Consider the following 24,901-nt stretch of genomic DNA (forward strand, 5'->3'; position numbering starts at 1 on the left):
GAGTCAGCATGGCCCACCCGTTTGCAACCCTCACCCCAGACCTCGTGCTCGATGCCGTCGAAAGCATTGGCTTTCTCAGCGACGCGCGCATTCTGGCGCTCAACAGCTACGAAAACCGCGTTTATCAAGTCGGTATCGAAGACTCCGAGCCGCTGATCGCCAAGTTCTATCGCCCGCAGCGCTGGACCAACGAAGCGATTCTCGAAGAACACCAGTTCACCTTCGAACTCGCCGAATGCGACGTGCCAGTGGTTGCGCCAATGATTCACAACGGCGCCAGCCTGCACGAACACAACGGCTTTCGTTTCACCCTGTTCCCCCGCCGGGGTGGCCGTGCGCCGGAGCCGGGCAATCTCGATCAGCTCTATCGCCTCGGTCAGTTGCTGGGACGCCTGCACGCCGTGGGCTCCACCAAACCGTTCGATCACCGTGAAGCGCTAGGCGTGAAGAACTTCGGTCATGACTCGCTGACCACCTTGCTCGAAGGCAACTTTGTACCCAAAAGCTTGCTGCCCGCCTACGAGTCCGTGGCCCGTGATCTGCTCAAGCGAGTCGAAGAGGTCTACAAGGCCACGCCGCACCAGAACATCCGCATGCACGGCGACTGCCACCCCGGCAACATGATGTGCCGCGACGAAATGTTCCACATCGTCGACCTTGACGACTGCCGCATGGGCCCGGCGGTGCAGGACATCTGGATGATGCTGGCCGGTGATCGTCAGGAATGTCTCGGTCAGTTGTCGGAACTGATGGACGGCTACAACGAGTTTCACGATTTCGATCCGCGAGAACTGGCGTTGATCGAACCGTTGCGCGCCTTGCGCCTGATGCACTACAGCGCCTGGCTCGCCCGTCGCTGGGACGACCCGGCGTTCCCGCACAGTTTTCCGTGGTTTGGCAGTGAGCGTTATTGGGGTGATCAGGTGTTGGCGTTGCGCGAGCAATTGGCTGCACTGAATGAAGAACCACTAAAACTTTTCTGACCCACACAGCCCCCTGTGGGAGCGAGCCTGCTCGCGATGGCGGTTGATCATTCAACATTGATGTCGACTGACCCGACGCTTTCGCGAGCAGGCTCGCTCCCACATGAGTTGCGTGTTCACAATTGTCCTACCTATTCAGGCAGGACATCCACAGACAAATCTCCTTACAATCCCCTTTTTGTTAGCTGCCTAAGCAAGGATTCTGCATGCAAGTCGCCAACCCGCGTCGCGGGTACATTTTGGGTCTTACTGCCTACATCATCTGGGGACTGTTCCCGCTCTACTTCAAAGCCATTGCCAGCGTGCCCGCCGTGGAGATCATCATCCATCGCGTGCTGTGGTCCGCGCTGTTCGGTGCCTTGTTATTGATGGTGTGGAAACATCCAGGCTGGTGGCGCGAGTTGCGTGACAACCCCAAACGTCTGGCGATCCTGGCCCTGAGTGGCACGCTGATCGCGGCCAACTGGCTGACTTACGTGTGGGCAGTGAATGCCGGGCGGATGCTTGAAGCGAGCCTCGGCTATTACATAAATCCGTTGGTGAACGTCTTGCTGGGCATGCTGATCCTCGGCGAACGATTGCGGCGCATGCAGTGGATCGCCGTAGGTCTGGCGGCAATCGGCGTGGCGCAACAGGTGTGGCAAGTCGGCAGCCTGCCGTGGGTGTCGCTGGTGCTGGCGTTGTCCTTTGGTTTCTACGGATTGATCCGCAAGCAGGCGCCCGTCAAAGCGCTGCCTGGTTTGGTGGTGGAAACCTGGATGCTGGTGCCGATTGCGGTCGCGTGGCTGCTGTTCAACCCGACAGCGGCCAGCGCGCAACCTGAATTCTGGACCACCTCCGAAGCCTGGTGGCTGGTCGCCGCCGGTCCGATCACGCTGGTACCGCTGATCTGTTTCAACGCCGCCGCGAGGCATATCCCCTACACGACATTGGGATTCCTCCAGTACCTGGCGCCGACGCTGGTGCTGCTGCAAGCCGTTCTGCTGTTTGGCGAACACCTGTCGTCCAGCACATTGGTCGCGTTCATCTTTATTTGGGCGGGCCTTGCGGTTTACAGCGTTGATGCGTGGATAAGTTTGCGTCGTCGCACCTGATCAAAAAACACACAAATCTCTACAGGCCACGCCCCTCGTGGCCTGCACCGATCCTTCCCAAGGTTATCCACAGCGTGATCCCCGGCGTTTGTGCGCAACTTGTTGAAACTGATGGCTTTTTGATCAGATCCTGAAGAAGCCCGGCCGGCGTGGGCTGGCGGGCTGTCTCTACAGGTTATCCACAGGCGGGTGCACGTTAAACTTGGATAACCCTTCTTGAATAACCCGGTCAAGGCTCACTGCGCAATACCAGTTCCACCATCAAATCGTCCGCCAGGGTTTCCAGGCGCGACTGCAATACGTCCAGCGACAAGGTCAGCGGCACTGCGAGGATCGCCTCAGCGTGGAACAGCGGCTCGCTGCTCATCGGCGCCGGGCGCACTTCTGTGACCAACCGTTCAAGGTTCACGCCTTGCTCGCTGAGCAGACGGGTGATGTCACGCACGATCCCCGGGCGATCATTGCCCACCAACTCCATCGCGATCGGCTTCCAGGTGCAGGATTGTTCGATACCGCTTTCGGCAATCAGTACGCGAATGCCGTGGGCGGACAACGCCTGTAGGGCATCGACCAATTCATCGTAGGCCTCGGCCGGCACGCCCACCCGAAGTATCCCGGCGAACTGCCCGGCCATACGCGACATGCGGCTTTCCAGCCAGTTGCCGCCGTGCTCGGCAATGCACTGGGCGATGCGCTCGACCTGCCCGGGCTTGTCTGGAGCAAACACTGTGAGTACGAGGTGGTCCATGGCGCAGCCCTCTTTTGTTATAGAAACAGAAGTATAGGCAAGGCTTGATCCTGCAATGAATCGTCTGACGCCTTCGCGGGCAAGCCCGCTCCCAGAAGGACAGCGCATAGCCCTGTGGGAGCGGGCTGCCCGCGATTGAAGGCAACGCCAAATGAACTGAAAACCACAAATCGTGTACAAGTTTTTATATTTAACTGGAACAATCCAATAGTTTTTTGAGAACATCCCGTGCCTCGACGTGACTGCAATGCGTCACGGGGTCGCAGAACGACGTAATTAGTCTGATTTTCACAAGCGCAATTCATCATGTAGTATGCCGCAGCGCGCACTACATAACGTTGGATCGATGTCCGCCACGGCCATACTCGCAACCCTTAAAAGCCCAGTCAGCAAGGCCTAAAAGCCGTTGATCGGACCGAACCCAGCCGCCCGTTTGGGCATGTACTGGAGGACAGGTTTGTGGTTTAAATGGCCATAGGCTTCATTGTCAAAATTGAAGAGCTGAAAAGCGAAATAGCTGAGCAGAGTGAGGCAAGCAATGACTGAACACGTTCAAGTCGGTGGCCTGCAGGTCGCCAAAGTCCTGTTCGACTTCGTGAACAACGAAGCCATTCCCGGTACCGGTCTCACCGCCGATAAGTTCTGGGCCGGTGCCGACAAGGTCATTCATGACCTGGCGCCGAAGAACAAAGCCCTACTCGCCAAACGCGATGATTTCCAGGCTCGTATCGATGGCTGGCACCAATCCCGTGCCGGTCAATCACACGATGCCGTGGCTTATAAAGCCTTCTTGCAAGACATCGGTTATCTGCTGCCAGAAGCAGCCGATTTCCAGGCAACGACGCAAAACGTCGATGACGAAATCGCCCGCATGGCCGGTCCACAACTTGTGGTCCCGGTGATGAACGCCCGTTTCGCGCTCAATGCTTCGAACGCCCGCTGGGGTTCGCTGTACGACGCGCTCTACGGCACCGACGCCATCAGCGAAGCCAATGGCGCGGAAAAAGGCAAAGGCTACAACAAGGTTCGCGGCGACAAGGTCATTGCCTTCGCCCGTGCTTTCCTCGACGAAGCCGCGCCGTTGGCTGCCGGCTCCCACGTCGATTCCACCGGCTACAAAATCGTAGACGGCAAACTGGTGGTCGCCCTTAAGGGTGGCAGCAACACCGGCCTGCGCAACGACGCGCAGCTGATCGGCCTCCACGGCGACGCCAGCGCTCCGACCGCGATCCTGCTGAAGAACAACGGCCTGCACTTGGAAATCCAGATCGATGCCAGCACCCCGGTCGGCCAGACCGACGCTGCCGGCGTCAAAGACATCCTGATGGAAGCCGCGCTGACCACCATCATGGACTGCGAAGACTCCGTCGCTGCTGTCGATGCCGATGACAAAGTGGTGATCTACCGCAACTGGCTCGGCCTGATGAAGGGCGATCTGTCGGAAGAAGTCTCCAAGGGCGGCCAGACCTTTACCCGCACCATGAACGCCGACCGCACCTATACCGGTGTCGATGGCAAGGAACTGAGCCTGCACGGTCGTTCGCTGTTGTTCGTGCGTAACGTCGGTCACCTGATGACCATCGACGCCATCGTCGACAAAGACGGCAACGAAGTGCCGGAGGGCATCCTCGACGGTCTGGTGACCAGTCTCGCGGCGATCCACAGCCTCAACGGCAGCAGCTCACGCAAGAACAGCCGCACCGGATCGGTTTACATCGTGAAGCCGAAAATGCACGGCCCGGAAGAAGCCGCGTTCACCAACGAGCTGTTCGGTCGCATCGAAGACGTTCTCGGTCTGCCGCGCAACACGCTGAAAGTCGGGATCATGGACGAGGAACGTCGTACCACGGTCAACCTCAAGGCCTGCATCAAGGCGGCCAGCGAGCGCGTGGTGTTCATCAACACCGGTTTCCTCGACCGTACGGGCGATGAAATCCACACCTCCATGGAAGCCGGCCCGATGGTGCGCAAGGCCGACATGAAGGCCGAGAAGTGGATTGGCGCCTACGAAAACTGGAACGTCGATATCGGTTTGAGCACCGGCCTGCAAGGTCGCGCGCAGATCGGTAAAGGCATGTGGGCCATGCCCGACCTGATGGCCGCGATGCTCGAACAGAAAATCGCTCACCCGCTGGCCGGTGCCAACACTGCCTGGGTTCCATCGCCGACCGCCGCTGCACTGCACGCGCTGCACTACCACAAGGTTGACGTGTTCGCCCGTCAGGCCGAACTGGCCAAACGTGCTCGCGCCTCGGTGGACGACATCCTGACCATTCCGTTGGCGGTGAACCCGCAATGGACCGCAGAACAGATCAAGCACGAACTGGACAACAACGCCCAGGGCATTCTCGGTTATGTCGTGCGCTGGATCGACCAGGGTGTCGGCTGCTCGAAAGTGCCGGACATCAACGACGTCGGCCTGATGGAAGACCGTGCGACGCTGCGTATTTCCAGCCAGCACATCGCCAACTGGCTGCGCCACGGCATCGTCACCGAAGAGCAAGTGATGGAAAGCCTCAAGCGCATGGCGCCGGTGGTTGACCGTCAGAACGCCAATGACGCGCTGTACCGTCCGCTGGCACCAAACTTCGACAGCAACATCGCCTTCCAGGCGGCAGTCGAACTGGTGGTCGAAGGCACCAAACAGCCGAACGGCTACACCGAGCCGGTTCTGCACCGTCGTCGTCGCGAGTTCAAGGCAGCCAATGGCCTGTAACTGACCGCCGATACCGGACATGAAAAAGCCCTGATCTTTGGATCAGGGCTTTTTTATTTTTAATGCGATCCCTTGTGGGAGCAAACCTGACAGGTCTGAACTAAGGCTTCGCCCCCAACTCATGTTTGACCAGTGCCAGCAGCTTGGCGCTATCGATAGGCTTGAGCAGAAAATCCACAACGCTCAAATGCATGGCCGCGATGGCGTCTTTCACGTCAGCGTCACCGGAGACAATGATGATCGGCAAGGCCGCCCGAACCGACTCACGTATCTGACGGATAAGGTCCAGGCCATCGACATTGCCCATACGCAAGTCGGTGATCACCAAACCGATTGAAAGCTTTTTCACTTCTTCTTCAGCAATCAGCAGCTTGAGTGCGCTTTCACCGCTGGCCGCGGTGATGCAGCGAATACCGTCCAATCCAAGAATTTGCGACAACAACTCGCGCGCGTCTTTATCGTCATCGACGATCAACACCCGCTGCAGCGGCAAATCGGGTTCGAGCATGACGGCACTCAGCGCCTCGCGCTCGGCATCACTCAAAATATCTTCGTCGGACATGGCGTTCTCTACGTTTTCAACTCAAGCACCTGGCACATGCGTCAGACATCGCTAAGCAGACCCTCAATGTGCACTTCGTCGGAAAGATTTCCAAGAGGCAAATTGAACGGTTTTTCGTAGATTTGTTTCAGGCGCTTCCAAAATCGCGCCCCCTGGGCAGCCAACCTAGACTTACGTCCAATGGGCACCCTGTGCGCAGGGGCCGACCATGGCTGAGTCATCCGACAATGATAATTCCAAACGACTGCGGTAATGGTTATGAGTAAAGCGGACGCCTTCACACAGGCAGGGAAAACCGCGGTGTTGCAGAACATCCAGGGCACGATGCAATTCCTTCAGCGTTTCCCGCCCTTCAATCAGATGGAACACGCTCACCTGGCGTACCTGGTTGAGCAATGTCAGCTGCGTTTTTATGCCCCCGACGAAAGCATCATCAAGCCTGCCGATGGGCCGGTTGAGCACTTCTACATCGTCAAACAGGGCCGCGTCGTCGGTGAGCGCCCGCACACCGCCAAGGGCGGCACCGAAACCACCTTCGAAATCACCACCGGCGAGTGCTTCCCTCTCGCAGCGCTGCTGGGTGAGCGGGCAACCCGCACCGAACACCTCGCCGCCGAAGACACCTTTTGCCTGCAGCTGAACAAGCTGGCGTTCATCAAACTGTTCGCGCTTTCCAGCACCTTTCGCGACTTTGCCCTACGCGGCGTCAGCAGCTTGCTGGATCAGGTCAACCAGCAAGTCCAGCAAAAAGCCGTGGAAACCCTCGGCACCCAGTATTCGCTGAACACGCGCCTGGGCGAATTGGCGATGCGCCACCCGGTGACCTGCAGCCCGGCGACGCCATTGCGTGAAGCGGTGACGCTGATGCACGAGCAGCAGGTCGGCAGCATCGTCGTAGTCGATGAACACAAAGCCCCGCAGGGGATTTTCACCCTGCGCGACCTGCGCCATGTCGTGGCCGAAGGAATCAACGACTTCAACGAAGCTATCGAGCAGCACATGACCCGGGCGCCGTTTTTCCTGACGCCGGACCACAGCGCTTTCGACGCGGCCATCGCCATGACCGAGCGGCACATCGCCCACGTGTGCCTGGTCAAAGATCAGCGGCTGTGCGGCGTGGTCTCAGAGCGTGACCTGTTTTCCCTGCAACGGGTTGATCTGGTGCACCTGGCACGGACGATTCGCAACGCCCCGCGCGTGGAAAACCTGGTGTTGATGCGCGGCGAGATCGGCCAATTGGTCGAACGCATGCTGGCGCACGGCGCGTCATCGACACAAATCACTCACATCATCACCTTGCTCAACGACCACACCGTGTGCCGAGTGATCGAGCTGACCCTCGCCGAGAAAGGCGATCCCGGTGTGCCGTTCAGTTGGTTGTGCTTCGGCAGCGAAGGCCGTCGCGAGCAGACGCTGCACACCGATCAGGACAACGGCATTTTGTTCGAGGCTCGGGATGCTGCGCAGGCGGCAGAAATACGCGGCAAGCTGTTGCCGATTGCCCAGCAGATAAACCAAAGCCTGACGCTGTGCGGCTTCACGCTGTGCAAGGGCAACATCATGGCAGGCAACCCGGAGCTGTGTTTGTCGCGTGCCGAATGGGCGCGGCGGTTTGCGGCGTTCATCCGCGAGGCGACGCCGGAGAACCTGCTGGGTTCGAGCATCTATTTCGACTTGCGTGTGGTCTGGGGTGATGAGCAAGGGTGCGAGCAATTGCGCCGGGGGATTCTCGATCAGGTCGGCGATAACCGGCTGTTCCAGCGGATGCTGGCCGAGAACGCCTTGCGCAATCGTCCGCCTGTGGGGCGTTTCCGTGAGTTCGTCCTGGCGCGCAAGAACGGTGAAAAAGCCACGCTGGACTTGAAGGTGCAGGGACTGACACCTTTCGTCGACGGCGCCCGGTTGCTGGCCTTGGCTCACGGGATCGAAACCAACAATACCCTGGAGCGATTTCGCCAACTGGTGGCCAAGGAAATCATTCAGCCACTGGACGGTGCGGCCTATGAAGAGGCGTACCACTTCATTCAGCAAACCCGCATGCAGCAACATCAGTTACAGACCCGGGAGAACTTGCCCTATTCCAACCGGGTTGATCCAGACAGCCTGAATCATCTGGACCGACGGATCCTGCGTGAATCCCTGCGCCAGGCGCAACGCCTGCAAAGCAGCCTGACCCTGCGGTATCAGCTATGAGCCTGTTTTCATGGCTGCGCCCGGCCACGCCCCTCCTGTCCGGTGAATGGCAACAACGTTTGCAGCGCTTGCCCGCGGTAGCCGAGCTGGGTGGATGCAGCCTGCGCGAACAGCGTTGGGTAGTGCTCGACCTGGAAACCACCGGGCTGAACCTGAACAAAGATCGGGTGTTGTCCATCGGTGCCGTGGTGATCGAAGACGGCGCCATCGATTTCAGCCATCAGTTCGAACGCACGCTGCAATGCGCCGACTTGAAGCTGGCACCCAGCGTGCTAATTCACGGGTTGGGCCCAAGCGCCATTGCGGCCGGCAGCGACCCGGCGCAGGCCTTGCTGGAATTCATGGAGTTCGTTGGTGACAGCCCGGTGTTGGCGTTTCATGCCCCCTTCGATCAGCACATGCTTGGCCGCGCACTGAAAGACCATTTGGGCTACAAGTTGGCCCATCCATTTCTGGATGTGGCAGACATCGCGCCGCTGCTGTGCCCACAGGCTCACATACGAGACGCCGGGCTGGATGAGTGGATAGACTGGTTCAAACTGGAAGTGTTCGAGCGACATAACGCCAGTGCCGACGCGCTGGCGACGGCCGAATTGGCATTGATCCTGTTCAGCCGGGCGCGGCAGCAGCAGATTCATAGCCCGCTGAACCTGCAACAGCGGTTGAGTCAGTGGAAACGCCGGCAGCGGGCACCTTCCTTTTAGATCTTCACTGCATCGACTGACGCCATCGCGAGCAGGCTCACTCCCACAGGGATTACACGGAACCTGGTGGGAGCGAGCCTGCTCGCGATGAACGATGACGCGGTCAAGCTGCATGCATACAACTCAATCCACCCGACCAGCGCCAATTGCTTACCGTCCCCGCCTCTGCCACAATCGCGAACAATTCTCGTTAGTTAACACTTCCCAATCGGTGATGCTGCGTGTCGTCAATCCAAAGCCCCCACAGTGAGCTCGTTGGTGCGTTATATCGCGACCATCGCGGTTGGCTATTGGCTTGGCTGCGACGCAACGTGGCGTGTCCGCAACGTGCAGAAGACCTGAGTCAGGACACTTTCGTGCGTTTGCTGGGCCGGGATGAACTGAATGAGCCTCGCGAGCCGCGGGCATTCCTGGTGGCAATTGCCAAAGGCCTGCTGTTCGACTATTTCCGTCGCGCCGCGCTGGAACAGGCCTACCTCGCCGAACTGATGCTGATCCCCGAAGGCGAACAACCGTCGGTCGAGGAGCAGCAACTGATCCTCGAAGACCTCAAAGCCATCGACCGCCTGCTGGGTCAGCTGTCGAGCAAGGCCCGGGCAGCGTTTCTCTACAACCGACTCGACGGTCTTGGTCATGCCGAAATTGCCCAGCGACTGGGCGTCTCGGTGCCGCGTGTTCGGCAATACCTGGCCCAAGGGATTCGTCAGTGCTACATCGCGTTGTACGGTGAGCCGGTATGAAACCGGTCAGTTCCAAACCGGTGTCGGCAAAAGTGCTGGATGCGGCGATTGCCTGGCAATTGTCCCTGGACTCCGGCAATCCGCTGGAGCGCGAAGCGTTCAGCCAGTGGCACGCGGCCCACGAGGAACATGCCCGAGCCTGGCGCCAACTGGGCATGCTCGACCAGCGTTTCAGCGTCGCCAACGGCCCCGCGCGTACGGCGTTGCTGCAATCGCGTGAAAGCATTCGCCGTCGCGTGCGCAAACTGGGCAGCGGCGTGGCCAGCGTTGTCGCGGTGATCGGGCTGGCCCTGTTTGCCGGTGAGCGTTATCTGCCTCTCGACTATTGGCTGGCCGACCAGCGCACCGCCACCGGTGAGCAGCGCACCGTGCGCCTGGCAGACGGTACGCTGATCAACCTCAATACCCACAGCGCCGTGGACATTCGTTTTGATGAGAAGCAACGGCGGATCATCCTTCAAGAAGGCGAAATCCTCGTCGAGACCGGTCACGGTGATGCCCGGCCGTTTATCGTCGAAACCCGCGAAGGCAGCATGCAAGCGCTAGGGACGCTCTTCCTGGTCAAGCGCGAGGAACAAGGCACGCGCCTGAGCGTGTTGAAGTCCGCGGTGGCGGCGCATCCACAATCCAGCTCCGAGGAGCAGGTTCTCCACGAAGGTCAGCAAGTGTTGATGCACAGCAATGGCCTTGGGCCGGTTGTCGCCGTCGACCTCGGCGCCGATGCCTGGACCCGCGGCATGCTGGTGGTCGACAACGCTCGCCTGGAAGATCTGGTGCAGGAGCTCGCTCGTTATCGGCACGGGCATTTAGGCGTAGCGCCGGAGATTGCCGACCTGCGCATTACCGGCAGTTTTCCGCTGCACGACACCGACAAAGCCCTGAGCACCCTGCTGCCAACCCTGCCGGTGCAGATTGAACAGTACACGCCGTGGTGGGTAACGGTGGCGAAAGCTGATACCAAACCTTAAGTCCTGCGGTGTCTGATCTGCCGCCATCGCGAGCAGGCTCGCTCCCACAGTTTGATCTTAGGTGTACACAGAATTTGAGCCCACTGGAGATCCCCTGTGGGAGCGAGCCTGCTCGCGATGAGGCCATCAGACTCAATCAACTATCTGAATCTAAATTATTTTCATCCAGCCCTATCACTTTTTGATTCTCGTACGGCACCTAAGCAATTGAGAAATATTTCCATTCAGGAGCCGCTGCATGCCCCGTTCGCTCTATACCCTGTTGCGCCCCAGCTTGCTGGCTGTCGCCATTGCCTTTTGTACGCCCTTGGCCAGTAGCCAACTGATCGCCGCTGAACAGGCATTGAGCGTTCGCGCCTACAACCTGCCGGCCGCACCGTTGGCCAGCACCCTTAACCAGATTGCGAGCCAGGCCGGTCTGGCGCTCTCGTTGAATCCATCGCTCGCCGCAGGCAAATCCTCGGCACCGGTGAAGGGCCAGTTCGACGCCGCTGGTGCCCTGCGTGAAGCCTTGCGCGGCACGGGCCTGCAACTGGAACAGAGCAGCGCCGGCACCTACAGCCTGGTCGCCATTCCAGAGGGCACACTGGCCCTGCCGGAAACCGCCGTCATCGGCGTGGACAATGGCGAAACCGCCTGGAGCCCGGTAGAAGGCTACCTGGCCACTCGCACCGCCGCCGGCACCAAGACCGATACAGCGCTGGTGGACGTACCGCGTTCGATTTCGGTCGTTACCCGCGACCAGATGGACGATCGCAATGTGCAAAACCTCGATGACGCCGTGCGCTACATGCCCGGTGTCACCGCCAGCAGCTACGGCAGCGACACCCGCGCCGACTGGCTGCGCGTTCGCGGTTTTGAACCGACCCAGTTCCTCGACGGCCTGCCTCTGCCTAAAGGCGTGTACGCCAATCCGAAACAGGAAACCTGGAACCTCGACCGCCTGTCCGTACTGCGCGGCCCGGCTTCTTCAGTTTACGGCCAGACCCCGCCGGGGGGCCTGCTGGACATGGTCAGCCGCCGTCCAACGGCGATAGAGAGCAACGAGATCGACCTGCAATACGGCAGCGACAATTATCGTCAGATCAACTTCGCCAACACCGGCAAGATTGATGACGAAGGCCAGTTTCTTTACAGCCTCAGCGGCGTAGTGCGCGACGCCGGCACGCAGATCGACCACGTCGACAACAAGCGCTACAACATTGCGCCGAGCCTGACCTGGAACATCAACCCGGACACCCAGTTCACCTTGCTGACGCAATTCACCCGCGACGATACCGGCATCACCAGCCAGTTCCTGCCGATACAAGGCACTAAAATCGACATGCCGTTTGGTGATATTTCACATCACAAGAACCTTGGCGATCCGGACTGGGAATATTACGACCGCACCTACTACGCGCTGGGCTATGCGTTCGAACATCGTCTGAACGACGTCTGGCAGTTCAAGCAGAACCTGCGTTATACCAAGACGGACCTGTCGTTCCAGGGCATCACCGTCGGCGCGTATCCGTTCACCCAGGTTGATGATGCGGGCAACGTTGGCCGCACCACCACCAGCGTCGATGAAGACATCAGTCAGTTCGCCGTGGATAACAACTTCCAGGCCGATTTTGCAACGGGTGACGTGCGTCACACCGTGCTGGTGGGTCTCGATCACCAGCGCAGCAATACCAACTACCTCTCCATCTTCGGAACCGCACCACCGACCAACGTCAACAACCCGATATACGGTTTGCCGATCGAGCGTCCGGACCGTTCCACCGCGTTCTACGATTACGACCAGAAGACCTACCAGACCGGTCTGTACTTGCAGGACCAGATGGCCCTCGACCATTGGCTTTTCACCCTCGGCGGACGTGAGGACTGGGTGCACACCGGCACCAAGTTCTTCAACAAAGGCGATGCCACCAACACCGAACGTGACAAGAACTTCAGTGGCAACGCGGCTATCAGTTACGTGTTTGACTCGGGCTTTGTGCCGTACCTGTCGTACGCCGAGTCCTTCCAGCCCACGACCGGTGCATCGGCCTCGGCCACCGAATCGTTCAAACCTACCGAAGGCAATCAGTGGGAACTGGGTATCAAGTACCAGCCACCCGGCAGCGACACCCTGCTGACTGCCGCAATCTATGACCTGACCCAGAAAAACGTCTCGGTCACCACCAACGTTGGCGGCACATCGATCACCAGCCAGACCGGCGAAGTCAAAGTCAAAGGCCTGGAACTGGAAGCGGTTTCCGATGTAACTGAAAACCTCAAGCTCGTCGCGGCGTACACCCTGGCCAAATCCGAAGTACAGGATGGCGAGTTCAAGGGCAATCGCCTGCAACTGATGCCTAACCAACAGGCGTCGCTGTGGGCTGACTACACCTGGCACAACGGCTTGCTGGACGGCTTCGGCGTCGGTGCCGGCGCTCGCTACACCGGCAATACCTACGGCGATCAGGCCAACACCGAACTGGGCAAGGCCGATGCCTACACCGTGTTCGATGCGGCCGTGCACTACGACCTCGGTCGTCTGGACAGCAGCCTGAAAGGCGCGTCCCTGGCCTTGAACGCCACCAACGTGTTCGACAAGGACTACATCTCCACTTGCGACAGTTTCTACTGCTACTACGGCGACCAGCGCAGCGTCGTCGCCAGTGCAAGCTACAAGTGGTAATTGTCTGACCGGCATACCCCAACACCAGGCCGTCCTCTTCAGGACGGCTTTGGTATTTCTGAAGGCCTGGATATGAAAAGTAAAACAATACGACGCTGGTCCTTTGTCCATACCTGGAGCAGCCTGATTTGCACGGTCTTTTTGTTGATGCTGGCAGTGACCGGGCTGCCGTTGATCTTCCACCATGAGATCGATCACCTGCTGGGCGATGCCCCCGAATTGAAGCAAATGCCGGCGGACACGCCATTGCTCGATTTGCAGCAGTTGGTGTTGGCGGCTGAAAAGCATCGCCCCGGTGAGGTCATGCAGTATTTCGGTTTTGACGAAGATGAGCCCAACGGCGCCTTTGCAATCATGGCCGCTACTGCCGGTGCCGAGCCGAATTCGTCACATACTTTCATGCTCGACGCCCGCACCGGCGAAGCCCTGGAAATGCCCTCGGCCAACGGCGGTTTCATGATGGTCATGCTGCGCCTGCATGTGGACATGTTTGCCGGTCTGCCGGGCAAGTTGTTCCTGGCGTTCATGGGGCTATTGTTTGTGATCGCCATCATTTCCGGGGCGGTCCTGTATTTGCCGTTCATGCGCCGCCTGAAGTTCGCCACCGTCCGCCAGGACAAATCCACCCGCCTGCGCTGGCTTGATCTGCATAACCTGATCGGTGTGGTCACGCTGACTTGGGCGCTGGTGGTGGGCGTGACAGGCGTTATCAGCGCCTGCGCCGACCTGCTGATTGCCGCCTGGCGCTACGAGAGCCTGAACGCGATGGTCGCGCCGTACCGCGACGTGCCACCCCTGACGCAACTCGCGCCGGCGACCCGCCTGTTCGACATCGCCAAGGAAGTTGCGCCGGACATGACGCCGGACTTCATCGCCTTCCCCGGTACGCGGTTTTCCAGCGAGCACCATTACGCGGTGTTCATGAAAGGCAACACCCACCTGACTTCGCACCTGCTGACACCGGTGCTGATCGACGCCAGCACCCTGCAAGTCACCGCCGTGGCGGAACGACCGTGGTACATGGACGTCATGGGCATGTCACAACCCCTGCACTTCGGTGATTACGGCGGCATGCCGATGCGGATCCTGTGGGCGACCCTCGATGTGCTGACCATCATCGTGCTCGGCAGCGGGGTTTACCTGTGGGTGGTGCGGCGCAAAGCGGCAAAACCGGTGCTCGAATCCGCCGAGGCTCAAGCATGAAGCCAAGGCAATCGAACTTCTGGAAGGTCTTCGGCACGCCCACGGTTATCGCCTTGCTCAGCGCCGCCGGGTTATTCGCGGCGCTGCTGGGTGATGGCGTGTGGGACGCCTTGAGCTGGCTTGGCCTGGGCGTTCCCGCCTTCTTCGCCCTGCGCGGCCTGCTGCAACGCCGCTGATCTGTGTAGGAGTGAGCCTGCTCGCGATGAGGCCGTCACACTCAACATTCTTGTTGCCTGTTTCACCGCTATCGCCAGCAAGCCGGTCTCACTCCTACAGGGGTCGACCTTGAGCTATCGGGTCAACGCGCTATGCTGCCGACACTGCCACCGACCGAGACGCTGCCATGTCCGCCCCCAGCATGACCCTGTACCACAACGCTCTATCGCCCTTCGTTCGTAAAGTCATGGTGCTGCTGCACGAGACCGGTCAGATCGGCCGCGTGGCGCTGCAAGATTGTGTGCTCACACCGGTCAGCCCCGATCAGTCACTCAACGAAGACAACCCGCTGGGCAAAATCCCTGCGCTACGCCTGGCCGACGGCACCGTCATCCATGACAGCCGGGTGATCCTCGACTACCTCGATCACCAGCACGTCGGTAACCCGCTGATTCCACGCGACGGTTCGGCGCGCTGGCGGCGCCTGACCCTGGCCTCCCTGGCCGACGGGATCATGGACGCTTCGGTAATGGTTCGTTATGAAATGGTCCTGCGCGATCCGCAGAAGCATTGGGACGAATGGCTGGAGGCCCAGCGCGACAAGATTCGTCGCGGGTTGGCGTTGCTGGAAAAAGATGCGATTGCCGAGTTGACCAGCCATTTCGATGTCGCTGCGATCAGCGTTGCCTGTGCCCTGGGTTACATCGATTTGCGCCATCCGGATCTGGCGTGGCGCGAGGCGAATCCGCAGTTGGCGGCGTGGTATTTCGAGGTGAGTCAGCGGCCTTCGATGTTGGCGACGATGCCCAAGGTTTAGATCTGCGCTGGAAACCGCTTGAATTCAGCAGTCGGGTTTGTCGGCGGTAAACCGTCGCGCCGGGTTCACCGCCGCACCGAACTCACGCAAAGCCTTGGCGCCGATCAGCAGCGGGTAATTGAAGCTGCTGCGGTCGGTCAGGTTGACCTCGACGGTGCGCTTGACATTGCCCAGGCACAGCTCCAGATCGACTACCGGGCGCTTGGTGGGCGCGACCACATCCGCGTCTTCCTCATCTTCTTCGGAGCGGGTCTTGATCTTGCTGATCCGTGCGACCTTGTGTTCGTAGACCTTGTTGCTCGCGTCCTTGGTGGCAAGGCGGAAACGCACCCATTCTTCACCGTCGCGGGTAAAGGTTTCGATGTCTTTGGCCGACAGCGACGCGGTCAGGGCACCGGTGTCCATCTTGGCCTTGAGCACTTCACCGCCGATTTCCGGCAGCGCGATGTATTCGTAACGCCCGTACAGGGTCGGCTCGGCAGCCATAATTGGCAGGGCCACCAGGGAAAGCAGTGCAAGGATCGATTTCACGTAATGGGCATCCATAAGGAGTGGGCAGCGGGATTTTAGACCGTTGTCGAGTAGATCGTTCCCACGCTCTGCGTCCCAGAAGCGGACGCGGACGCGGAGCGTCCATTGAGGCGTTCCCACGCAGAGCGTGGGAACGATCGTGTCGCAAGGTTAACGCCTCAAAGGTGAAACATTCGTCACCCCCGATTTGGCCTGTCGCCCCAAGCTGCTTATCATGGCGCGCCCAAATGATTCCAAGAGTTACTTATGCGCCGCCTGCTCACCGGCTGTTTCGTTGTCCTGCTGCTGTTGCTCAATACCCTGGTCCTGATCGGGCCACTGATGGTGTTTGCCCTGCTCAAACTGATTCTGCCCGGTCGCTTTCTCGACTACGCCTCATGGGTGGTGATGTGGATCGCCGAGACCTGGGCGGAGATCGACAAGCTGATCTTCCGGTGGTGCATTCCGACCCGGTGGGACATCCGTGGCGGCGATGGCCTGCGTGTCGATACGTCGTATCTGGTGATCAGCAATCATCAGTCCTGGGTCGATATCCCGTCCTTGATCCAGGCCCTGAATCGGCGCACACCGTTCTTCAAGTTCTTCCTCAAGAAAGAGCTGATCTGGGTACCGTTCCTGGGCCTGGCGTGGTGGGCGCTGGATTACCCGTTCATGAAGCGCTACACCAAGGCCTTCCTGGCCAAGCACCCAGAGCTGGCGGGCAAGGATCTGGAGATCACCAAAGCGGCGTGCGAGTTGTACAAGCGCCAGCCCGTGACGGTGGTCAACTACCTGGAAGGCACACGCTATACCGCCGCGAAAAGCGCCCAACAACAATCGCCCTTCACTCCCCTGCTTCGGCCCAAGGCCGGCGGTGTGGCGTTCGTGCTGGCTGCGATGGGCGAACAACTGGACGCCGTACTCGATGTGACGGTGGTGTATCCGCAACAGGCGATTCCGGGGTTCTGGGATTTGATCAGCGGCAACGTGCCTAAAGTCATCATCGACATCAAAACCCGCCAACTCGACTCCGAGCTGTGGCAAGACGATTACGAAAACGATCCGCTGTTTCGCGAAAAAATCCAGAACTGGGTCAACCAGCTCTGGATCGAGAAGGATCGACAGATCGACGCATTGCGCGCCGAGTGACGTTGAATCAAATGCCGGTGCCGGCGCCCCAGATTCCGCCCAGGCTATCCAGCAACGAACCGCCAACGCCTTGCTGACCGAGGTATTGCAGCAGCACCGGGGCAAACTGGCCGATCATTCCGCCGTCCATCCCCAATGCGCTGAACGCATCGTTCAGGTCGTTGGTGTTCTTCACGTTGCCCAGGGCGTTATCCAGACCGGCGGCTTTGCCGGACGAACCGAGTAAGCCCGCGAGGGCACCCAACTCACCACCGCCCGACAAAATGTCGATGCCTGGTACGCTTTTGGCCAACTCGGAGTAATCGGTCGAACTCAATTGATTCTTGGCCAACCCGAGCATCGCCCCGGCGCCGCCAACAGCTTGTTGTGGCGTCACGTTCAATTCGCTCAGCGCACTCAGCAGATCGGCCGTCTGCGGGGTCGGCGCGGCTGCGGCGGCTGCGTTATCGCCCTTCATGCCGGAGATGGCATTGGCCGCATCGTTCAGGCTGAACTGAGCAAAGACCGGGCTGGCCGCCAGACTCATCAGCGAAGCCAGTGCAAAACCGCGTGAAATCTTCATCCAGACATCCTCTTGTGCCATGAAAACCGCCCGTGAGCGGACGGGAAAGCTGCCGGTTTGACCCGGCATTTACTGCCTTGTTCCGAAGCGAAGCTTTACAAGTGCTATCGCCCTTAAGCTAAAAGGCATTAAAAGCCTAAAAATCATAATAAACCGATATAAAAATCTGTCAGATCTGACAGTTGGCACCAACCACAAACAAAGCCAAGATTTTTGCTCCTTTTAAGTAACGGAATACAAATGATGAAGCTGAAAATTGTCGCTAGTGCCCTGGTTAGTCTGGCTATGATGAGCACCGCCTATGCAGCAACCTGCCCCACACTCTCGGTAACCAATGGTCAAGGCGCCGAAGATCTCACCTTCACCTCTGCACGCCTTCAAGACAAAGACAATGCCAATTCGGTAGTCATCTGCCGATATGAAGGCAAGGACGACCTGGGCGCCTCTTCTGGTATCAGGACCGGTGCTCCGGTACAAGGCACTGTAAGCAATTGGAAAGGCGATGATTGCGCAACCAAAGACGGCGACGCCAGCAAGTGCGCATTTAAATAGCCAGTTTGACTCAAGAATAAAAAGGGCAACCCGACGGGTTGCCCTTTGTATATGACTGAAACTTACGCTGCACTAAACAACTTATGCGGATCAATCACAAACTTCTTCGGCACGCCGGCATCGAACTCGCCATAACCACGCGGTGCGTCATCCAGGCTGATGACTTCCACGCCAACAATATCGGCAATATGAATTCGGTCCCACATGATCGCCTGCATCAGCTGGCGGTTGTACTTCATCACTGGCGTCTGGCCGGTGTGGAAGCTGTGGGATTTGGCCCAGCCCAGGCCGAAGCGAATGCTCAGGCTGCCCATTTTCGCGGCGGCGTCCACAGCACCCGGGTCTTCAGTCACGTACAGGCCAGGGATACCGATTTTGCCGGCCACACGAACCACGCCCATCAGTGAGTTGAGCACGGTGGCAGGAGCCTCGTGTTTCACGCCGTCATGGCCATGACCGCGTGCTTCGAAGCCTACGGCGTCGACGGCGCAATCCACTTCCGGCTCGCCCAGCAGCGCAGCGATTTGTTCGTGCAGCGGCGTGTCCAGGGACAGGTCGGCGATTTCGAAACCCTGGGCTTTGGCGTGGGCCAGGCGAACGGTGTTGACGTCACCGATGATCACCACTGCAGCGCCCAACAGGCGAGCGGACGCAGCCGCAGCCAGGCCGACCGGGCCGGCACCGGCGATGTACACGGTGCTGCCTGGACCAACGCCAGCCGTTACGGCGCCGTGGTAACCAGTGGGCAGGATGTCGGAGAGACAGGTCAGGTCGCGGATTTTTTCCATCGCACGGTCGCGATCAGGCAGTTTCAGCAGGTTGAAGTCGGCGTACGGCACCATCGCGTATTCCGCCTGGCCGCCGGTCCAGTCGCCCATGTCGACATAGCCATAAGCCCCGCCCGGACGCGCCGGATTAACGCTCAGGCAAACGCCAGTATGCATTTCCTTGCAGGAACGGCAGCGCCCGCACGCCACGTTGAACGGCACGGACACCAGGTCGCCGATTTGCAGGTTCTCGACGTCGCTGCCCTTCTCGATGACTTCGCCAGTGATTTCGTGGCCCAGCACCAGACCGGTCTGAGCGGTGGTACGGCCGCGCACCATGTGCTGGTCGGAACCACAGATGTTGGTGGAAACCACACGCAGGATGACAGCGTGGTTAATCTTCCTGCCGCGCGGGTCCTGCATTTTTGGATAGTCGATTTTCTGTATTTCGACTTTGCCATTGCCGAGATACACCACACCACGATTGCCAGACATGCTTTCACCTCGCTGTTGTTTTTATGTAGCGGTCGCGTCGCCATGGATCGGCGGCGCGTTGATTGCTCGGGTTATTGCCTGTGTCTTGTGTTGTCCTTTAAGGCCTCATCGCTGGCAGACCAGCTCCCACAGTTGATCTTTGATGTGACTGAGATCTGTGGGCAGACACAAATCCCTGTGGGAGCTGGCCTGCCAGCGATGGCGATCTACAGAACGACGGTTCTGTTCGCGTTCAAAAACACGCGTCGTTCAATGTGATAACCAACCGCCCGCGCCAACGTCAGCCCTTCAATATCCCGCCCCTTGGCGATCAGGTCTTCCGGGTAATGACTGTGGTCCACCGCCTCCACGCCCTGGGCAATGATCGGCCCTTCGTCCAAGTCGTTGTTGATGTAATGCGCCGTGGCGCCGACCAGTTTCACGCCCTTGTTGTAGGCCTGGTGATACGGTTTGGCACCCTTGAAACCGGGCAGCAGGGAGTGATGGATATTGATCGCCTTGCCGTCGAGCTTGCGGCACAGCTCTGGCGACAGGACTTGCATGTAACGCGCAAGGATCACCAGTTCGGCGCCGGACTCTTCGATCACCTGCCACACTTGACGCTCCTGCGACGGCTTGTCGTTCGGGTCCAGCGGGAAGTGGTAGTAAGGAATCTGGTGCCAGTCGGCCAGCGGCTTGAGGTCCGGGTGATTGGAAACCACGGCGGCCACGTCCATCGACAATTGGCCGATGCGCTGGCGGTAGAGCAAGTCATTCAGGCAGTGATCGGCCTTGGAGACCATGATCACCACTTTTGGCCGGTAGTTCGGCGCGGTCAGCTCGAAAATCATGCCGAAATTGGCACCACGTTCTTCGAGACCGGCGCGGAAGGCCTGCTCGTCGAAGCCGTCGGGTTGACGGAATTCCACGCGAATGAAAAAACGGCCCGAAAGCCGATCATCGAAGGAATGGTGCTCGGTGACGTAGCAGCCCTGCTCGAACAAAAAGCGGGTCACCGCGTCCACGGTGCCGAGGACACTGGGGCAGTCGGCGGTCAGAATCCATGTGTCTGGGGCGCGGCTCATAGTCGTGTTTCTCCTCTGATCGTTCCCATGCTCTGCGTGGGAATGCCGCCATGGACGCTCTGCGTCCGCTTTGGGACGCGGAGCGTCCCGGGATGCATTCCCACGCAGACGGTTCGACGCCTCGACGTGGGAACGATCGTTAAGCCTGAACGCTGAGGCCGTATTCGGCGGCCGCATCCTGCAACCACAACCACCAGTAATCCGAGAAGCTGCGACGAATCAGCAGTTCCCAGGTGTCTTCAGCGGTATGGCGGATCACCAGTTGCGACTTGGCGAACACCGTGCCTACAGCCTTGCCTACCGGGAAGCTGTTGGGGTGCACGTCGTAGCTGGTGGACTTCATCAGCACCTGACGCACCTTCGGACCGCTCAGTTCGAGGATCTGCTGGCCGCCGCTGACGTTGGTGATTGCGATGTGCAGGTCGCCCAGCGCTTCACGCAGTTTTTGCTCGGCGGCGAATTCTTCACCGGTCGGCACGATCAGCAGCCACTCATCCGGCCCCATCCATTGCAGGCTGGTTTCGCCTTTGATGACGACGGTCAGCGCACCCGGCAATTCGATGCCGAGGGCCTTGTGCACGCCGGCGGCAAACGCGGCATCGTGGCCATCGCCACGAAGGGTCAGGTGGCCGAGGAGTTTTTTCTCACGCACGATCACGCCGGCGTTTTTGCGGCCCTTGCCCGCAAGACTGGCGAGGTCGGCATGATGCAGCGACGACTCGGCCTTGGCCCCGGTGGTTGGGCGTTGTTGGTAAACATTGGCTGCGGTCATAAAGCACCTTTCCTGAATGATCGTTCCCACGCTCTGCGTGGGAATGCCTCTACGGACGCTCCGCGTTCGGCTGTTAGAGGGACGCGGAGCGTCCCGGGATGCATTCCCACGCAGAGCGTGGGAACGATCGACTTACACGTTCTGGCGATCGCCTTTTGGATCGAAGAACACCGAAGAAACAATTTCCGCCTCGATCACGCTGCCATCCGCCAACGGTGCGAAAACCCGCTCACCGATGCGCTTCAAACCGCCTTTCACCACGCCCATGGCAAACGAATAACCGAGGGAGTTGTGCAGGTAGCTGGAAGTCACGTGACCGACCATGGTCATCGGGATCGCTTGCTTGGTGTTGAACACCAGTTGCGCGCCTTCCGGCAGCCACTTGGTCGGATCGATCGGCTTCAGACCCACCAGCTGTTTGCGCTGATCACGCACGCAGTCTTCGCGGTTCATGCCACGCTGGCCGATCCATGAGAAAGGTTTAGTGCGACCGACGCACCAGCCCATGTTCAAGTCGTCCGGGGTCATCGAGCCGTCAGTGTCCTGCCCAACGATGATGAAACCTTTCTCGGCCCGCAGGATGTGCATGGTTTCGGTGCCGTATGGCGTCAGGTTGTACTGCTTGCCAGCCTCGACAATTTTTTCCAGGACACCCATGGCGTAGTCGGCTTGCACGTTGACTTCGTACGACAGCTCACCGGTAAACGAAATCCGGAACACCCGCGCCGGCACACCGCCGACCGAACCTTCTTTCCAGGTCATGAACGGGAAGGCTTCGTTGCTCAGGTCGATGTCGGTGACGTGGCTGAGCAGCTTGCGGCTGTTCGGCCCGGACAGGGTCATGGTTGCCCAGTGATCCGTCACGGAAGTGAAGTACACCTTCAGCTCCGGCCATTCGGTCTGGTGGTAGATTTCCAGCCATTGCAGCACGCGTGCAGCGCCGCCAGTGGTGGTGGTCATCACGAAATGGTTGTCGGCGAGGCAAGCGGTTACGCCGTCGTCGAAGACCATGCCGTCTTCTTTGCACATCAGGCCGTAGCGCGCCTTGCCCACATCGAGCTTGGTCCAGGCGTTGGTGTAGATGCGATTGAGGAACTCACGGCAATCCGGACCCTGGATATCGATCTTGCCCAGTGTCGATGCGTCCAGCAGGCCGACGCTGTCGCGCACGGCTTTGCATTCGCGTTTCACGGCGGCGTGAATGTCTTCTCCGGTTTTCGGGAAGTACCACGGACGTTTCCACTGACCGACATCTTCAAACTCGGCGCCGTTTTTCACGTGCCAGTGATGCAGCGCGGTGTGACGCACCGGCTCGAAGATGTGCCCACAGTGACGACCGGCCACGGCGCCGAACGTCACCGGCGTGTAGTTGGGGCGGAACATGGTGGTGCCCATCTGCGGGATGGTCACGTTCAGCGAACGGGCGGCGATGGCCAGGCCATTGACGTTGCCGAGCTTGCCCTGGTCCGTTCCGAAACCCAATGCGGTGTAGCGTTTGACGTGCTCGACCGACTCGAAGCCTTCGCGGGTCGCCAGTTCGATGGCGGCAGCGGTGACGTCGTTTTGCAGGTCGACGAATTGCTTCGGCGCCCGTGCGGTGTTCTTTTCGTGAGGCACCTGGAACAGCGCCAGCGTTGGCTCTTCCAGACGGCTCAAGGCTTTTGGCAGTACGCCTTCAACCATTTGGAACCCGGCTTCAGCAGCGGCGCGAGCGCCCCCTTCAAAACCATCGGCCAGAGAATCACCAAGACCGTAGACGCCGTTGATGCCACCGACGCACACGCGTTTTTGCGGTGCTTCGCCCGGCACGAAACCGAGGATGTCTTCACGCCAGATCGGCTTGCCGCCCAAGTGCGAAGCCAGGTGAACCACCGGGCTGTAACCACCGGAACTCGCCACCAGATCGCAGTCGAGCCACTCGCCAGGACTGGTCACGGCGTGGGCTTTGACATCAATCGCAGCAACGCGAGCGGCAGTCACGTGCTTGCTGCCACGGGTCTCGATCACGGCACTGCCGGTCAGGATGCGAATGCCTTTGGCGCGTGCTTCTTCAACCAGGGCACCACGCGGATTGCTGCGGGCGTCGGCAATGGCGACGACTTGCAGGCTGGCGTCGAGCCAGTCCAGCGCCACGCGGTAGGCGTGATCGTTGTTGGTCGACAGCACCAGTTTTTTGCCCGGCGCCACGCCGTAACGACGAATGTAAGTCGAGACGGCGCCAGCGAGCATGTTGCCCGGCACGTCGTTGTTACCGTAGACCAGTGGACGCTCGTGAGCGCCGGTGGCGAGAACCACACGCTTGGCGCGAACCCGGTGGATGCGCTGACGCACCTGGCCAATCGGGGCGCGGTCGCCGAGGTGATCGGTCAGGCGCTCGTGGATGGTCAGGAAGTTATGGTCGTGGTAACCGTTGACCGTGGCGCGCGGCAACAGCAGCACGTCCGGGGTGTCTTTCAGTTCGGCGATGACGCTGGCGATCCATTCGGCGGCAGGCTTGCCGTCGAGGCTTTCGCGGGAGTCGAGCAGGCTGCCGCCGAACTCTTCCTGTTCATCGGCGAATATCACGCGGGCACCGCTGCGGGCTGCTGCCAATGCAGCGGCCAGGCCAGCAGGGCCACCGCCGACGATCAGCACATCGCAGTGCTGGTTCATGTAGTCGTAGGTGTCCGGATCGTTCTCGGTCGGCGAGCGGCCAAGACCGGCGGCCTTACGAATGTACTTCTCGTAGGTCATCCAGAACGATTGCGGGTACATGAAGGTTTTGTAGTAGAAGCCCGGCGGCATCAGCTTGCCGCCAACCTTGCCGAGAATCCCCATCATGTCGTTGTTCACGCTTGGCCAGCCGTTGGTGCTGGTGGCGACCAAACCTTGATACAGCGCTTGTTGCGTGGCGCGTACGTTCGGGATCTGCGTGGCTTCGGTCGCGCCGATCTGCAGCACGGCGTTCGGCTCTTCGGCACCGGCGGCGAAGATGCCGCGCGGACGGGAGTATTTGAAGCTGCGACCGATGATGTCCACACCGTTGGCCAGCAGGGCGGCGGCCAGCGAATCGCCTTCAAAGCCTTTGTAGCTCTGGCCGTTGAAGGTGAAGTTCAGCACTTTGTTGCGGTCGATCCGTCCACCGTTGGACAGGCGATTGATCTGGCTCATACCTTCGCTCCCAGAGCCTGCGCGGCCGCTTTCGGACTTTCAGTCTTGTCGGTGAACTGCGGCTTGGTGCCGATCTTGTAGGTCTCGAGAATCTCGTAGGTCACGGTGTCACGGGTGACGTTGAAGTATTGACGGCAACCGGCAACGTGATCCCACAGCTCGTGGTGCAGACCGCGAGGGTTATCGCGGAAGAACATGTAGTCGCCCCACTCCTCGTCGGTGCAGGTGGTCGGATCCAGTGGACGCGGGATGTGCGCCTGGCCGGATGCATGGAATTCCTCTTCGGAGCGCAGTTCGCCGCAGTGAGGACAGAAGATATGCAACATGGGGA

General features: G+C 59.6%; 22 protein-coding genes. 13 read left to right on the forward strand and 9 right to left on the reverse strand.

From position 1 onward, the window contains the following. The first annotated feature begins 8 nt into the window (after positions 1–8). On the forward strand, positions 9–983 hold the full coding sequence (locus tag J2Y56_RS09060; RefSeq protein ID WP_007947707.1) for a serine/threonine protein kinase: 975 nt from the start codon (positions 9–11) through the stop codon (positions 981–983). A 206-nt stretch (positions 984–1,189) separates the two neighbouring features. Continuing rightward, positions 1,190–2,077, forward strand: a complete 888-nt coding sequence (gene rarD, locus J2Y56_RS09070; RefSeq protein WP_310349800.1) for an EamA family transporter RarD — start codon at positions 1,190–1,192, stop codon at positions 2,075–2,077. A gap of 229 nt (positions 2,078–2,306) precedes the next feature. Here the strand turns inward: rarD and J2Y56_RS09075 are convergent, their stop codons facing one another. Then, positions 2,307–2,825, reverse strand: coding sequence for a glycine cleavage system protein R (locus tag J2Y56_RS09075; protein WP_007947710.1), 519 nt, complete (start codon positions 2,823–2,825; stop codon positions 2,307–2,309). 538 nt (positions 2,826–3,363) lie between these two features. Between J2Y56_RS09075 and J2Y56_RS09080 the strand changes: the two genes are divergently transcribed. Next, a complete protein-coding gene (locus J2Y56_RS09080; RefSeq protein ID WP_310349802.1) occupies positions 3,364–5,541 on the forward strand; it encodes a malate synthase G in 2,178 nt (725 codons plus the stop codon). A gap of 100 nt (positions 5,542–5,641) precedes the next feature. Here J2Y56_RS09080 and J2Y56_RS09085 read toward each other — a convergent pair whose 3' ends face one another. After that, positions 5,642–6,103, reverse strand: coding sequence for a response regulator (locus tag J2Y56_RS09085; RefSeq protein WP_310349804.1), 462 nt, complete (start codon positions 6,101–6,103; stop codon positions 5,642–5,644). A 252-nt stretch (positions 6,104–6,355) separates the two neighbouring features. Here J2Y56_RS09085 and J2Y56_RS09090 point away from each other — a divergent pair, with 252 nt between their 5' ends. From J2Y56_RS09090 to J2Y56_RS09125, 8 genes are all read left to right on the forward strand, one after another. Further along, a complete protein-coding gene (locus J2Y56_RS09090) occupies positions 6,356–8,296 on the forward strand; it encodes a putative nucleotidyltransferase substrate binding domain-containing protein (protein ID WP_310349806.1) in 1,941 nt (646 codons plus the stop codon). After that, entirely contained in the window at positions 8,293–9,000 is a 708-nt protein-coding gene (locus J2Y56_RS09095) for a PolC-type DNA polymerase III (protein WP_007947714.1), read from the forward strand. Before J2Y56_RS09090 ends, J2Y56_RS09095 begins: the two co-directional genes overlap by 4 nt. A gap of 221 nt (positions 9,001–9,221) precedes the next feature. Beyond that, positions 9,222–9,740, forward strand: a complete 519-nt coding sequence (locus J2Y56_RS09100) for an RNA polymerase sigma factor (protein ID WP_033049552.1) — start codon at positions 9,222–9,224, stop codon at positions 9,738–9,740. Beyond that, complete coding sequence (locus J2Y56_RS09105; RefSeq protein WP_310349808.1) at positions 9,737–10,708, forward strand: FecR family protein; 972 nt, start codon at positions 9,737–9,739, stop codon at positions 10,706–10,708. The genes J2Y56_RS09100 and J2Y56_RS09105 overlap by 4 nt, the downstream gene beginning before the upstream one ends. A 238-nt stretch (positions 10,709–10,946) precedes the next feature. Beyond that, positions 10,947–13,373, forward strand: a complete 2,427-nt coding sequence (locus J2Y56_RS09110; protein ID WP_007947717.1) for a TonB-dependent siderophore receptor — start codon at positions 10,947–10,949, stop codon at positions 13,371–13,373. 72 nt (positions 13,374–13,445) lie between these two features. Then, positions 13,446–14,576, forward strand: coding sequence for a PepSY-associated TM helix domain-containing protein (locus J2Y56_RS09115; RefSeq protein ID WP_310349811.1), 1,131 nt, complete (start codon positions 13,446–13,448; stop codon positions 14,574–14,576). After that, entirely contained in the window at positions 14,573–14,752 is a 180-nt protein-coding gene (locus J2Y56_RS09120; protein WP_007947719.1) for a hypothetical protein, read from the forward strand. Before J2Y56_RS09115 ends, J2Y56_RS09120 begins: the two co-directional genes overlap by 4 nt. Before the next feature lie 167 nt (positions 14,753–14,919). Next, positions 14,920–15,549 (forward strand): glutathione S-transferase, encoded by a 630-nt coding sequence (locus J2Y56_RS09125; RefSeq protein ID WP_007947720.1) that lies wholly within the window; start codon positions 14,920–14,922, stop codon positions 15,547–15,549. 24 nt (positions 15,550–15,573) lie between these two features. Here the strand turns inward: J2Y56_RS09125 and J2Y56_RS09130 are convergent, their stop codons facing one another. Beyond that, positions 15,574–16,080, reverse strand: a complete 507-nt coding sequence (locus tag J2Y56_RS09130) for an ATP-dependent zinc protease (protein ID WP_033049553.1) — start codon at positions 16,078–16,080, stop codon at positions 15,574–15,576. A gap of 246 nt (positions 16,081–16,326) precedes the next feature. On the opposite strand from J2Y56_RS09130, the gene J2Y56_RS09135 reads away from it, so the two are divergent. Then, positions 16,327–17,208, forward strand: coding sequence for an acyltransferase (locus J2Y56_RS09135; RefSeq protein ID WP_310349813.1), 882 nt, complete (start codon positions 16,327–16,329; stop codon positions 17,206–17,208). A gap of 7 nt (positions 17,209–17,215) precedes the next feature. On the opposite strand, the gene J2Y56_RS09140 is transcribed toward J2Y56_RS09135, so the two are convergent. Next, positions 17,216–17,770 (reverse strand): DUF2780 domain-containing protein, encoded by a 555-nt coding sequence (locus J2Y56_RS09140; RefSeq protein WP_310349815.1) that lies wholly within the window; start codon positions 17,768–17,770, stop codon positions 17,216–17,218. 240 nt (positions 17,771–18,010) lie between these two features. On the opposite strand from J2Y56_RS09140, the gene J2Y56_RS09145 reads away from it, so the two are divergent. After that, a complete protein-coding gene (locus J2Y56_RS09145; protein ID WP_007947727.1) occupies positions 18,011–18,322 on the forward strand; it encodes a hypothetical protein in 312 nt (103 codons plus the stop codon). A 62-nt stretch (positions 18,323–18,384) separates the two neighbouring features. Here J2Y56_RS09145 and fdhA read toward each other — a convergent pair whose 3' ends face one another. The 5 genes from fdhA to J2Y56_RS09170 all read right to left on the reverse strand — a co-directional run bounded on the left by fdhA (position 18,385) and on the right by J2Y56_RS09170 (position 24,896). Beyond that, a complete protein-coding gene (gene fdhA, locus J2Y56_RS09150) occupies positions 18,385–19,584 on the reverse strand; it encodes a formaldehyde dehydrogenase, glutathione-independent (protein ID WP_007947729.1) in 1,200 nt (399 codons plus the stop codon). A gap of 206 nt (positions 19,585–19,790) precedes the next feature. After that, positions 19,791–20,648: a formyltetrahydrofolate deformylase gene (gene purU / locus J2Y56_RS09155; RefSeq protein WP_007947730.1), complete on the reverse strand. Its 858-nt coding sequence runs from the start codon at positions 20,646–20,648 to the stop codon at positions 19,791–19,793. Between the two features lie 139 nt (positions 20,649–20,787). Next, complete coding sequence (locus J2Y56_RS09160; RefSeq protein ID WP_310349817.1) at positions 20,788–21,420, reverse strand: sarcosine oxidase subunit gamma family protein; 633 nt, start codon at positions 21,418–21,420, stop codon at positions 20,788–20,790. A gap of 132 nt (positions 21,421–21,552) precedes the next feature. After that, a complete protein-coding gene (locus J2Y56_RS09165) occupies positions 21,553–24,570 on the reverse strand; it encodes a sarcosine oxidase subunit alpha (protein WP_310349819.1) in 3,018 nt (1,005 codons plus the stop codon). Then, positions 24,567–24,896 carry a sarcosine oxidase subunit delta gene (locus J2Y56_RS09170; protein ID WP_007947734.1) on the reverse strand — a complete coding sequence of 110 codons (330 nt, stop codon included), beginning with the start codon at positions 24,894–24,896 and terminating at the stop codon, positions 24,567–24,569. The genes J2Y56_RS09165 and J2Y56_RS09170 overlap by 4 nt, the downstream gene beginning before the upstream one ends. Between the last annotated feature and the right edge of the window lie 5 nt (positions 24,897–24,901).

This window comes from Pseudomonas sp. BE134 (assembly GCF_031456105.1).
Lineage (GTDB): Bacteria > Pseudomonadota > Gammaproteobacteria > Pseudomonadales > Pseudomonadaceae > Aquipseudomonas.